The organism is Chryseobacterium sp. T20 (genome assembly GCF_047345655.1).
GTDB lineage: Bacteria > Bacteroidota > Bacteroidia > Flavobacteriales > Weeksellaceae > Chryseobacterium.
This window is the reverse complement of record NZ_JBLFDU010000009.1, coordinates 212,408-225,985: the sequence shown is the minus strand read 5'-3', so window position 1 is coordinate 225,985 and position 13,578 is coordinate 212,408. Positions and strand designations below refer to the sequence as shown.

9 protein-coding genes are annotated in these 13,578 nt (G+C 36.4%); 5 read left to right on the top strand and 4 right to left on the bottom strand.

Going from position 1 to position 13,578, the window contains the following annotated elements:
- Positions 1-1,077: 1,077 nt before the first annotated feature.
- Together ACMA47_RS19215 and ACMA47_RS19210 are read right to left on the bottom strand one after the other, a co-directional pair.
- A complete protein-coding gene (locus ACMA47_RS19215) occupies positions 1,078-2,124 on the bottom strand; it encodes a PA0069 family radical SAM protein (protein ID WP_413931066.1) in 1,047 nt (348 codons plus the stop codon).
- A 123-nt stretch (positions 2,125-2,247) separates the two neighbouring features.
- A complete protein-coding gene (locus ACMA47_RS19210; protein WP_034693837.1) occupies positions 2,248-2,442 on the bottom strand; it encodes a hypothetical protein in 195 nt (64 codons plus the stop codon).
- Between the two features lie 175 nt (positions 2,443-2,617).
- On the opposite strand from ACMA47_RS19210, the gene ACMA47_RS19205 reads away from it, so the two are divergent.
- Positions 2,618-2,968, top strand: coding sequence for a hypothetical protein (locus ACMA47_RS19205; protein WP_413931065.1), 351 nt, complete (start codon positions 2,618-2,620; stop codon positions 2,966-2,968).
- Positions 2,969-3,079: 111 nt separating this feature from the next.
- Here the strand turns inward: ACMA47_RS19205 and ACMA47_RS19200 are convergent, their stop codons facing one another.
- Entirely contained in the window at positions 3,080-5,731 is a 2,652-nt protein-coding gene (locus ACMA47_RS19200) for a hypothetical protein (protein ID WP_413931064.1), read from the bottom strand.
- A gap of 33 nt (positions 5,732-5,764) precedes the next feature.
- The gene (locus ACMA47_RS19195; RefSeq protein ID WP_413931063.1) at positions 5,765-6,562 is read right to left on the bottom strand and encodes a DUF2797 domain-containing protein; all 798 of its coding nucleotides are present in this window, start codon (positions 6,560-6,562) and stop codon (positions 5,765-5,767) included.
- Between the two features lie 89 nt (positions 6,563-6,651).
- Here ACMA47_RS19195 and ACMA47_RS19190 point away from each other — a divergent pair, with 89 nt between their 5' ends.
- The 4 genes from ACMA47_RS19190 to ACMA47_RS19175 all read left to right on the top strand — a co-directional run bounded on the left by ACMA47_RS19190 (position 6,652) and on the right by ACMA47_RS19175 (position 13,577).
- Complete coding sequence (locus ACMA47_RS19190; protein ID WP_413931062.1) at positions 6,652-7,680, top strand: GDP-mannose 4,6-dehydratase; 1,029 nt, start codon at positions 6,652-6,654, stop codon at positions 7,678-7,680.
- Positions 7,681-7,816: 136 nt separating this feature from the next.
- Positions 7,817-8,038 carry a DUF2795 domain-containing protein gene (locus ACMA47_RS19185; RefSeq protein ID WP_002662059.1) on the top strand — a complete coding sequence of 74 codons (222 nt, stop codon included), beginning with the start codon at positions 7,817-7,819 and terminating at the stop codon, positions 8,036-8,038.
- Positions 8,039-8,161: 123 nt separating this feature from the next.
- A complete protein-coding gene (secA, locus tag ACMA47_RS19180; RefSeq protein WP_413931061.1) occupies positions 8,162-11,236 on the top strand; it encodes a preprotein translocase subunit SecA in 3,075 nt (1,024 codons plus the stop codon).
- 151 nt (positions 11,237-11,387) lie between these two features.
- Positions 11,388-13,577 carry a TonB-dependent siderophore receptor gene (locus ACMA47_RS19175; RefSeq protein WP_413931060.1) on the top strand — a complete coding sequence of 730 codons (2,190 nt, stop codon included), beginning with the start codon at positions 11,388-11,390 and terminating at the stop codon, positions 13,575-13,577.
- The last annotated feature ends 1 nt before the right edge of the window (position 13,578 follow it).

Sequence of the window (13,578 nt, the reverse complement as noted above, 5' to 3'; positions counted from 1 at the left end):
ATGTTTCTGCCTTTCTAAAGGCGCTTCTGCGCTACTGAATGTCTTTCGTTTTTCAGTGGGGCAAAGATAGAAACTTCACACACACCACGCAACTTTATTTAACATAAATTTCATATTGAAACCATATTTTCCCCTAATCAACTGGAAGGCAGGGAGAAAAATTTTAAACATTTGTTTGGAGGATCGAGTGAGGGCGTTGTAGTGTGGGAGAGTTTGAGTGTTTGAGAGGGGACAGAGGTATGATCCGAGGTGCGAGATGCGGGGTTTTGGGGGATGGGAGGATCAAAATAAGTTATATATATTATATAGAGTAGAGCTTTGTTTATATTAATAGCCTATATATAAGTTTTGGCTAAAGCCGAATTATGGAGTTATTTTTTACTAAACGGGCTAAAGCCCATTCCTATTGAATAGTTATAATGAACCACAGATGACACAGATTGACACAGAGAAGATGTTTGCTTTTATAGTATATATAGAATGGGAAGGATGGGAAATGCTAAAGAGTATAGATAGTATATAGAGTAATAAGATTTAACTCCTATACCCATAATTAAAATGCTTCGACTCTGCTCAGCATGACACTGCTAATACTAAATGCTAAAAGGCCTTAGACATTATACTGTCATTTTACTTCCTTTAAGACTCTCATAAAGGAGTTGGGATTCCTCAGGAATGACACAATGGGAATAGAGATTTTGCTCAATACCCCGTTTCCATAGAAATCAACAATATGAAAATTCATCACCAAGGTTCCTTTTCTAACTGGAAACACGAAACCCGCAACTCAATAACCCGAAACGCCTAATTTATAATTCATAACTCATCATTCATCATTTATAACTCCTTCCCTAGCCCTGATAGAAATGGTTACCCCGCAGCTGGGGTTGGAGCGTGGATGGGATGGAGCGTGGGGGAGCCTTCGGCTTCGCTCAGGGTGACAGCGCGGGCGCGAGGAGTAGGAATGGATAGCAGGAATTAGCTCCTAATTGAGTTGGAGAGTTGGAGAGTAATAGAGTTTGAGTATGGGTGGATTTGAAGAAATGGCAACAAGATTATACTATATATAAGATAAGCTTAATCAAACAATTTAAGCTGCTGGTCTCGGGATCCTGTAAAGTTAGATATTGAAAGCTTTGGAAATTCTTTGCCATCAAAAAACTTCTTTTTGCCGATCTTAAAAGTGGTGTGAATCATTTCAGCAATATTTCCCTCTCCTCTTTGTCTTTCAAAATATCTTTTATCGCCCAGTTTTCCACCTCTCATAGAGCGGATAAGATTTAAAACTTTTTGTGCCCTGTCCGGAAAATGAGTTTCAATCCAGTTTACAAAAACCGGTTCGACGGTATCATTTAGTCTTACGAGGGTATATCCGAATCCTAAAGCACCGGCATCCGAAATAGCTTTCAATATGTTTAAAGGCTCATCACTATTGAGCCCCGGGATAATGGGCGCTACCATTACATGTACGGGAATATTGTTTTCAGAAAGAATTTCAACTGCTTTTAATTTATTTTTTGCTGAGCTTGTTCTCGGCTCCATCTTTCGTCTCAGTTCTTCATTGATTGTTGGGATGCTTAGAGAAACAGATACCAGATTCTGTTCTGCCATAGGTTTTAAAATATCGAGATCTCTTAGCACCAGTGCATTTTTGGTCAGAATATTGACAGGATGTCTGTAATCAAGACAGAGCTGCAGTAATTTTCTGGTAATTTCAAATTGTCTTTCGGCCGGCTGATAGCAGTCGGTATTTCCGGACAATAGAATCGGGGCAGCTTTATAGCCTCTTTTTTGAAAAAATTTCTCCAGTAATTCGGGTGCATTTTTCTTTACCATTATTTTTCTTTCAAAGTCAATCCCTGCACTATAACCCCAATATTCGTGGGTAGGTCTTGCAAAGCAGTAAGAGCAGCCATGTTCACATCCCTGATAGGGATTCATGGAATACTCCATCGGGAGGTCTTCGCTTTTAACCTGATTGACAATGGTTTTGGGAAATACTTCCGTGAAAGAAGTCTTCACAGTCTCGAAATCTTCATCTTCAGGCTCATAGGTATACCTGTCGAAACGATTGACAACGTTTCGCTGAGCTCCCTGACCTTTTATGAAATTTTCGTTTTGCATTCTGATGTAAAATTAGAATGGAATTTTAATAAAATAATGAGTTTTAACATTAAAGTTTTCCACAAAAAAAATCCAACACTTTCAAAAGCGTTGGATTTAAACATAATTAAATATATTTTTTTACTACTTCACTGCGTAAAATTCCACTCCGTGTGTTTCGTCGTCGTGGTTCTTTTCATCAAAGTGTCTGTGATAGTCCGAATAGGAATCACTATATTTTTTATCTTTTTTTGTCAAAATTTTTTTAATGCTAATTAAACTTAATACTGCCAAAAGACCAACTCCCCCTGCCAGTAAAACTCCAACTTCTTTTTTCATATTTTCTTTGATTTATTATTGATACCATTGCAAAAAGCATACCTATTTTATTTTTTTAAATTATAAATTTTGTTAACATTAAACTTTATTTTTAGGGAAATTACAATCTGCTATTTTTCTTATATTTAGAAATTGCAATGGTTTAATTATTGTACTTAAAAATAAAAATATTATTATGGAAAATTCAGAGAATTTTGATAGAATGACAACTTTAAGCGAAGTTATGAAAACGCTTTCTGAAAGAGGAATACAAAGGGAATTCAGGATGAATGAAAATTGTGAAATGAAGTTTGAAAATTCGGACAGAATTTATCAGCCTGCTGAGTTGGTCATTCTAAAAACATATCGTTTCGAAGGAGACAGCAATCCAGATGATAATGCTGTACTGTATGTAGTAAAGGACAATGCAGGAAACCGAGGAATGATCATAGATTCATACGGTGCAGACAGCAATTATCCGGGAGAAGAGTTTGATAAATTTTTGAGAGATATTCCTGTATTGGAAAGTGACGAATTCAATTTCTAGCCAAATTCATCTTTCCGTATATTGATTTTTTAAACCATTAAGTTTGTTTTATTAAAACATTGTCTTCTTTTATCATTGACAATGAATAAACAGGCGTAATGGTTTAAAGGATTATTCTTCAGATTTTTCTTTTTTCTTGAATATATTATTCAGAAAACCTTTCTTTTCTTTTTTATCTGCTTCCGGCTGGGGAGTTTCTTTTTTATTTTTTATTTCCTGTTTTATTTCTTTTACCGACTGTTTCATTTCTTTCACAGAAGAAACTGCGTTTTTCACCTTTTTCTCAGTCTTTTCTACATTTTTACCAATAAGGGTTTTCTTTAATCCCTGTTCAATTCCCCTCCAGAAAAGATTAAAGAAAGACTTTGTAGGATCACGTTCTACATTTTCTACCGTAACGGCATCAGGGAAATTTCCTGAGTTTGATTTCAGAAAAACATTCGCAACGGCCGTTAGAAACCCTTTTTTCTCATGGTTATTCTTATTTAATACTGCAATTTTTAAGTCTTTATGTTTAAGATTAAAAGTTCCATGTAATCCGGCAGGGTTTCCTTTGAAGTTAAAAAGCATTTCCTGAATAGTTCCTGCAGTAGCTGTCACATGAAGATAAGGCCTGATAAAGGGATTGATTCCGCTTGCAGGGAGATTGGTTGTTTTTCCGGAGATTGCAAATCTATCATTCTGATCAGCTACATCAAAGTTCCAATTGACAGAAAGCGGTGAGAGGTTCATGAAAGAACAATTGATTTTAATGTCCACTTTTGTGGGTTTTCCTTTTATCTTGGCAGAGTTCAGATTTTTAACGTTCATATTAAAATTACTGAAGGTCAGTTTTCCGGGTCCCATACTTTCCGGAGTATCCTCTTCGTATACCAGGACAGAATTTTTGAGATCAAGGTTATGAATTGTCATCGGAATTTTAATAGAACGTAGCATTTTAGAATATAATGCTTTAATTTTCGGATCGTCTTTAGGAATTTTACTTCTGAAAATATTGGCATTTGCAGACTCAATGTCTACCTGGGAAGCATTTACCATTTTGTTGTGAGAAAACAGATCCCACTCTCCTTTTGCAGTAATTTGTCCGGCTTTTAAATCATACAGATCTCTCTCAACGGGTATCATTTTGATAAACTGTGCTCTTGAAACGAGAGGCTTCATGGCAAAATTGTTAATCTGTACCTGATTTTTATTCAGTTTAATAAGCCCAAGGCTCATATTGTAAAACTGCGTTTTATAAGCCAGGTTTCTGGTGGTAATATAATAGTCTTTTACTTTGAAGGACAGCCCTGTCTGATTGGGTTTAGGTGATAACTCAATATTATTAACCTTTGCATTAAGATCATGGAAAGTCAAAGGCTGTTTTCCTTTATCATACGTAATGTTTGAGTTCTTTAAGAATGTTTTTCTTATGATAACAGAATTAATAATACCAGATCCAGCAGACTTATTGGTTGTTTTTTCACCTGCTTTAAAAGTTCCGTTAACATTTTCTACGAGAAGATCTTTAAGATCAACATTCAATTTTTTATCAACGAATTCCAGTTTATTGATATTAAAAGCAATATGATTTGTTTTTAACTCTGCTGCTGCTTTTCCTGTTGCTGGATGACCAGGCGTCAATACAACGTCCCAGATTTCCCCATTTGCCGGCTTCAACGCCAAGCTTCTTACTGTAATATTCTGAGCGTTGGAGTATTCAATATTCCTTCCTGCAATGGTAAAATCTTTATATCCTATAGGAATGACCTGTTCCGAAGTTTCTTTATTAAACATCAGCTGATTGATATTTACAGTAAGACTCCCGACCGACAGAAGATTATTTCCATCCGGCTTTGTGACTTTTACTATGGCATTATTCAGCTTTATATTTTTTAAATCAACTTCAAAATTTGATTTCTTTTCAGCTTTTTTAGTCTTTACTCCTGTGTTATAGACTTTCAGAACAGGATTCCCGAAGTCTGCATTCGTAAGTGAAACTTTGTTTTTATTTAAAATGACATCCGTAAAATCCATTTTGGGAACGGCAAATTCAAATAACTGCGCTTTTTTAGGATAAAACTTTTTAAACTGAGCAAAAGAGAGCAGCGGAGTCAGCCTGAAATTCTCAATAGCCATTTGCCCATTAGTTGTATTGATACTACCGATGGTAATCGCATATGTTTCCTCTGGACGAAAAAAGAATTTTTCTCCTTTGACACTGTATTTGTCAAAAACGACGGGTAGCTTATTTTCTACAGACTCTTCCGTCATCTGTAAATTTTCTACAAACAGATCCAGTTGTTGTACAGATAGAAATTTCTGCTTTGTATGCCTGAAAACAGCAATTTTACCTTCATTGATTCTTATATTTTCAAATGAAACCGGATTTCTTTTCTTTCCGGTTTTACGATCAATAGGCTTTGCAAGAATAATGTTTAAAACAGGTTTTGCAAGCAACAGATCTGACGAGCTGATTCTTTTATTAAAAACAGCATCATAGATTCCAAAACGGCTTATCTTCAAGGTATCAATAGTTCCCTGCAAGCCGATAACGTCTGTATTTTGCGGATCTTTACTGTTAACCGTGATTCCTGTTGCAAAGATATTTCCTGTTCCCAGATCAACATCCAGCGTTTTGTAAGAAACTTTATAGTTTGTATTTTTTTTGATGTATTCCGGAAGTTGGGTTTTGAGCCATAGATTCAGTCCGAAATTCGCAGCAAGAAGAATTCCTGCCAGGATTCCGAAACTTATTAATAGCCTTTTAACCCATTTTTTCATATTTTGTGATTTGATTCTTTTCTATTATATAGATCAGTTCTTTATTTCCAGTTCTATTACATACCCTTCATGTCCTCTTACATTGATAAAATTACCTCCTTCAAATCCAAGATACTGACCTTTAATTCCAGTAAGTCTCCCTGTAAACTCAGGTTTTTTATCTAATGTAAATGATGAAACTTTTTCCGGTTTTTCAAAAGGATAGTCAAACATCCACAATTCTTCTCCTTCGCTATAAAATTTCTGGAAGTCTTCAGGAAAATATTCTTTTATTTTTTGTCGGAAATCAGCAAGATCTACTTCACCTTCAAAATCGTCCTGCAGCATCTTCCTCCAATTGGTTTTATCCGCCAGGTGTTCTTTTAAAGCCACCTCTATCATTCCTGCTTCATAGCGGTTTTCCGTTCTTGCAATAGGCAATGCAAAAGTCGCACCCTGATCAATCCATCTTGTAGGAATCTGTGTATTTCTGGTCACTCCTACTTTTACATCTCCTGTATAAGCAAGATAAACAGTGTGTGGTTGCAGCTGAATTTGTTTTTCAACTTCAAGATCTCGCTCTGCAACTCCCAAATGAGCTGTAGAAAGTTCAGGACGAATAATGGTATCACTGGCATATGGGCTTTCAAAAAAGCAGCTTTTGCAGAATCCCATTCTGTAAATAGGCTTATTCAGTCCGCAATTTACACATTGAAATCCGGTATGTTTGATGCTTAACTCCTTCCCAAACAGCTCATTCATGTGGATCAGATCTCCAGAAAGATTGAGGTAGTATTGGATTGGCTTAGCATCGACGCTTGTCATCTTTAAAATTTGCCCTTGAAACTGCATATTATATTTATATTACTTTTTTAAGTAAATTTAATGATTATATTTTTCAAAAAGTAAAATTTATATTTTTGTACTCATAAAAAATACAAATGGTTTATCTTGTAACAGGCGGTAGTGGGTTCATCGGTTCCCATTTAGTTGAACGATTATTAAGAAATGGACATTCTGTCATAAACATTGACAATTTTGATGATTTCTATGACTATCAGGTAAAAATTAAAAATACTTTAGAGTCAATCGGTAAAAATTCGGATTTTGAATTCTCTGATAAAGAGACGGATATTCCGCGTTTGATTTCCCTCACTCATTCTGACCAATATTCCCTCTATTGGCAGGACATCCGTGATAAAAAAGGTCTTGAAAACATCTTTAAAAATCATCCTATTGATATGGTAATTCATCTGGCAGCACTTGCCGGAGTACGGCCCTCTATTGAACGTCCTCTTGAATACGAAGAAGTGAATGTACGCGGTACAATGAATCTTTGGCAACTGTGTAAGGATTTTAATATCAAAAAATTCATTTGCGCATCTTCTTCAAGTGTTTACGGAAACAATGAAAAAATTCCTTTTGCAGAAACAGACAATGTAGACAATCCTATCTCACCTTATGCGGCAACCAAGAAAAGCGGAGAGGTTATAGGCCATGTTTACCATAATCTATACCATATAGATATGATTCAGCTTAGATTCTTTACGGTATATGGACCAAGGCAAAGGCCTGACCTGGCGATACACAAGTTTACCAAGCTTATTTCGGAGAACCGGGAGATTCCTTTCTATGGCGACGGAAATACGGCCAGAGACTATACTTATATAGATGACATCATTGATGGAATTACCAAATCTATCCTTTATCTGGAAAACAATTCCGGGGTTTATGAAATCCTGAATCTGGGAGAAAACCAGGTAATCACTTTATCTGAGATGGTGACCACTATAGAAATGGCACTTGGAAAAAGTGCTATCAGAAAAATTCTGCCAATGCAACCTGGTGATGTCACAAAAACGAATGCCGATATTACCAAAGCAAAGGATTTAATAGGGTATAAACCTGCCACAGACTTCCAAAATGGCATAAAAAAATTTGTGGAATGGTTTTTGAGAAAACGACAATAAGTAAATTGCTGACACAGCTGCCAGTCAGTTTGTGACAGCCATTTATAAGAAAAAATTATAAAAAGAATTGAAAATCAAGTATAAAAAAGTTTATTATACAACCTATTTTTATACTTTTGCAAAAAATTAGAAAATTATGTACTGGACATTAGAATTAGCTTCATATTTAAGTGACGCACCTTGGCCAATGACAAAAGCAGAGCTTATCGACTACGCAATCAGAACTGGTGCACCTATGGAAGTAGTAGAAAACCTTCAGGCTATTGAAGACGAAGGAGAAATTTATGAATCTATCGAAGAGGTATGGAGTGACTATCCTACTGACGAGGATTTCCTTTGGAACGAGGACGAATATTAATAAAGCGATAAGCTTTAGGCTGCTTGCTTAGAGCTTTTTTGCCCTTTTTATATATTAATTTACACGATAAGTGTTATTTAAAACGCTTAAAGCATTTTGCATTAAGCATAAAGCAAAAAATTTATGAGTTTTTTAAACAAAGTTCTTAAAGGGTTTTTGGGAGACAAGAAAGCGCAGGACCTAAAAGAAGTAAAAAAAGTTGTAACAAAAATCAGAGCTGTAGAACCTAACATTCAACAATTGTCGGATGATGGGTTGAGACAAAAAACTGCTGAGTTTAAAGAGAATATAAAATCTGCAACCAGTAAGATTACAGCTCAAATAGAACAGATAAAAGAGCAGATAAAAACTTCAACCAATGTTGATGAAAAAGAAGCTCTTTTCACAAAAATTGAGGCTCTAAAGAAAGAATCATACGAAATTGAAGAAAAAGTTCTGATTCAGGTTCTTCCCGAAGCTTTTGCATTGATCAAAGAAACGGCAAGAAGATGGGCTCAGAATGGAGAAATTCGTGTAACAGCTAGTGACTGGGATAGAGAACTTGCTGCTGCAGGAAAAGATTTCGTTAGCATTCAGGGAGACACAGCTGTTTGGAAAAACTCATGGGACGCTGCCGGAACTCCTGTAGTTTGGGATATGGTCCACTATGATGTTCAGTTTATCGGAGGGGTTATTCTTCACAGTGGTAAAATTGCCGAGATGGCAACCGGTGAAGGTAAAACTTTGGTAGGAACATTACCTATTTACTTAAATTCACTTCCGGAAAGAGGAGTACACGTTGTAACCGTGAACGACTATCTTGCCAAAAGAGACTCCGCTTGGATGGGACCTCTTTATCAGTTCCACGGAATGTCTATCGATTGTATCGATAACCACCAGCCGAACTCAGACGGAAGAAGAAAAGCATACAACTCAGATATTACTTACGGAACGAACAACGAGTTTGGTTTCGATTATCTGAGAGATAACATGGTAACCTCACCTTCAGAATTGGTACAAAGAGAACTGAACTTTGCTATCGTGGATGAAGTTGACTCTGTATTGGTAGATGACGCAAGAACACCATTGATCATCTCTGGTCCTGTTCCTCAGGGAGACAGACAGGAGTTCGATGTTCTTAAACCTTCTATCGACAGAATTGTTGAAGTACAAAAGAAAACCGTTTCTACCATTTTCAATGAAGCGAAAAAATTAATCGCTGCAGGAAATACAAAAGAAGGAGGATTCAAATTACTTCAGGCCTACAGAGGTCTTCCAAAAAACAGACAATTAATCAAATTCTTATCGGAAAGCGGAAACAGAGCATTGCTTCAGAAAGTTGAAGCGCAATATATGCAGGACAACAACCGTGATATGCCGATTGTAGATAAAGATCTTTACTTCGTCATCGAGGAGAAAAACAATCAGGTAGACCTTACAGACAAAGGTGTTGAATACATGTCTCAGGGTAACTCTGATCCTAACTTCTTCGTACTTCCGGATATCGGAACTGAGATTGCTGAAGTAGAAGCTAAAAACCTTTCTAAAGAAGAAGAGTTTGAAGCAAAAGAAAGACTTTTCTCTGATTTTGCTGAAAAATCTGAGCGTGTTCACACGATGAGCCAGCTATTGAAAGCGTACACATTATTTGAAAAAGATGATGAGTATGTGGTGATTGACGGTGAAGTAAAAATCGTTGATGAGCAGACAGGTCGTATCATGGAGGGACGTCGTTATTCTGACGGTCTTCACCAGGCGATCGAAGCGAAAGAGAATGTAAAAATTGAGGCAGCTACTCAAACTTTTGCAACCATCACGCTTCAGAACTATTTCCGTATGTATAACAAGCTTGCGGGGATGACAGGTACTGCTGAAACTGAAGCTGGAGAGCTTTGGGAAATCTACAAATTAGACGTTGTGGTAATTCCAACCAACCGTCCTATTTTAAGACATGACAAGCAGGACTTAGTTTTCAAAACGAACAGAGAAAAATACAATGCTGTAATTGAAGAAATTGAAAAATTAACAGCACAGAAAAGACCTGTATTGGTAGGTACTACTTCTGTTGAAATTTCTCAGTTGCTTTCTAAAGCACTTCAATTAAGAAAAATTCCACACCAGGTATTGAATGCTAAACTTCACAAGAAAGAAGCAGAAATCGTAGCTGGAGCAGGACAGCCGGGAGTTGTAACCATTGCAACCAACATGGCAGGTCGTGGTACCGACATTAAGCTTTCTAAAGAAGTAAAAGATGCAGGAGGTTTAGCCATCATCGGTACAGAAAGACACGATTCAAGACGTGTTGACAGACAGTTAAGAGGTAGAGCGGGACGCCAGGGAGATCCGGGAAGTTCTCAGTTCTATGTATCTCTTGAAGATAACTTAATGCGTTTGTTCGGTTCTGAGAGAATCGCTAAAATGATGGACAGAATGGGTCATAAAGAAGGAGAAGTAATTCAGCATTCTATGATCAGTAAGTCTATTGAAAGAGCTCAGAAAAAAGTAGAAGAAAATAACTTCGGAACAAGAAAAAGACTTCTTGAGTATGATGACGTAATGAACAAACAACGTGACGTAATCTATAAGAGAAGAAAGAATGCTTTATTCGGAGATCACTTGAAATATGACATCACAAATATGATTTTTGATGTTGCTAATTCTATCGTTGCGAAAGGAAAAGCTTCAGGAAATTATAAAGATTTTGAATACGAAATCATTAAAACATTCACCATGGAATCTCCGGTTTCTCAAAGTGATTTTAATAATAAAAATGTTCAGGATCTGACGAATATCTTATTCAAAGCAGCTCAGGAAGACTACAAAATGAAGCTGAACTTATTGAAAGAAAAATCATTCCCAATCATTGAGAATGTATACCAAAATCAAGGTTCAATGTTCAAAATGATCCAGGTTCCTTTCACAGACGGACACAAAACAATGACAATTGTAGCTGATCTTAAAGAAGCTTACGAGACTCAGTGTGAAAGTTTAGTGAACGATTTTGAAAAGAACATCACTTTATCAATTATCGATGAAAACTGGAAGCTTCACCTTCGTGAGATGGACGACTTAAGAAGATCTTCACAAGGAGCTGTTTACGAGCAGAAAGATCCATTGGTAATTTACAAGCAGGAATCTTTCCACTTATTCAGTGAAATGATCGATAAATTAAACAAAGAAATTATTTCTTTCTTATATAAAGGAGAAATTCCGGCTTAAGAAAAATTTAATAAAACCATACAAAAACCGCTCTGGCATTGGCCATAGCGGTTTTTTGTTATTCAGTATATAATAATTTTATGATAAATATCAATCTCATTATTTATTTAGAACAGTTAAAAATAATATATTTGCAGAAAATTTGACTTTCATGAAAAATGTACTGATCTGTGCTTCCGCACTGGGAACAATGCTGGTTTCTGCCCAAAAAAAAGATTCATTAACCACAAAAAGCATTGACGAAGTAATCATCAATACATATGTAAAGAAAGACAGTGAATATTCTAATAAGATGCCTTTGAAGGCCATAGAAGATCCTCAGGTATATTCTTCTATTGATAAAGGAATCCTGGAAAACCAATTATTATTTACCGTAGATGATGCTTTCAGAAATGTGGCAGGTGCCCAGAAAATGTGGAGTGCTACGAACAGAGCCGGAGATGGAGGTATTTATCTTAACTTAAGAGGTTTTGTAGCCGGAAACTCTATCAGAAATGGTATGGTAGCTCCTATTACTACTTCTATGGACGCGATTAATGTAGAGAGAATTGAAGTTTTAAAAGGACCTTCTGCTACTTTATTCGGAAGTAATGTGACCTCTTACGGAGGAGTTGTGAACAGAGTGACTAAAAAACCATTTGAAACTTTTGCAGGTGCTGTTTCTCTGGCAGGTGGAAGCTATAACTACTACAGAGTGCAGGCAGACGTGAATGCACCGCTTACAAAAGATAAAAAATTATTATTCAGGTTAAATACAGCCTATACCAATCAGGGAACTTTCCAGAGAACCAATGCAAAGAACTCTTTCTATGCATTCACTCCATCCCTTACTTACCGTCCTACAGATAATTTAGAGATTAATGCTGAACTGGAAATGTTTGAAACCAATTCATATCCTGAAACTGCTTTCTTCTTTTATTATCCGAGTGCACAGCTTGGTGCAGACAGCATGGACAAACTGGAGAAATTGGGTTATAACTATAAACAGTCTTACACGGGAGAAGGTCTTAAAACTGTTGGTAAAGCAAGAAACTTCTTTGGACAGGTTAATTATAAGATTAATGAACATATCAAATCCTCTACGAATGTAAGTACTTCTTATTCTTACTCAGACGGATTTAACCCATACTTTTATTTTGCTCCAAACCCTTTAAACAGTTCAGAAATTGGGGTAGCAAGAGCGGACCAGTCCACCAAAGACAGCAAAAGAACATATTTCCAGCTTCAACAGAACTTCAATTTTGATTTCAATATCGGAAGCGTAAGAAACAGAACTGTTGCCGGTTTCGATTATATGAGAATGAATGATAATCAGTATTTTCTGTTTACAGATTTTGGCTGGGTACCATTTAATGCCACAGATTATTCCAATATGAATGGCCAGACATTGGGGGCAAAATATACAGCACTACAAAGCGGGCCTAATTTTGAGCGTGACAACACTTATATAAGTACAGGAAAAAAAGATACCTATAGCGGTTATATTTCTAACGTTATAACACCAATAACCGGTCTTAATATTCTTGCTTCTGTAAGATACGAAAGTATAGATTTCAAAGGAGGACAAACCGGACAAATTCCAACTAAAGCATATAATCAAGGAGCTTGGTCACCTAAATTGGGAGTTGTATACCAGATTATTCAAGATAAAGTATCTGTTTTTGGAAATTACCAGAACAGCTTTACAAGCAATGGATATTATATTTCAGATGCAGATTCTAATGTGACATTGTCTGATCCTGAAACCGCTAACCAGTTTGAAGGAGGGTTCAAAGCAAGCCTGATCAAAGGAAGAATCAGTACAACATTAAGTTATTATAATATCAAAGTAAAAAATACTCTTCTTAATGTTGGTTACACATCACAAGGAAGAGCAATTCAAAACCAAGCCGGTTCACTTACCAGCCAGGGAGTAGAATTGGAAGCAAACGCTTATCTGATCAAAGGATTCTCCGTTATCGCCGGAGTAAGCTACAACGATATGAAATATACGGAAGCTGATGAAACAGTAATCGGAAGAAGACCTGCTACAGCCTCATCTCCATGGTTGGTTAATTTCAATGCAAGTTACCAGTTCCTTGATGGAAAATTAAAAGGATTAGGATTCGGAGTTGGAGGAAACTATGCGAGCGACAACAAGATTGTCAACTCTACAACGATGGGTACTTTCATCCTTCCAAAATATCTGGTACTGAATGCTAACGCTTTTTACGATACCAAAAAATTCAGAATCGGGGTAAAAGTAGACAACTTTACCAACGAACATTACTGGAGCGGATATACAACGGCCAATGCTCAGGCTCTTGCCAACGTATTAGGAAGCTTTACTTATAAATTTTAAA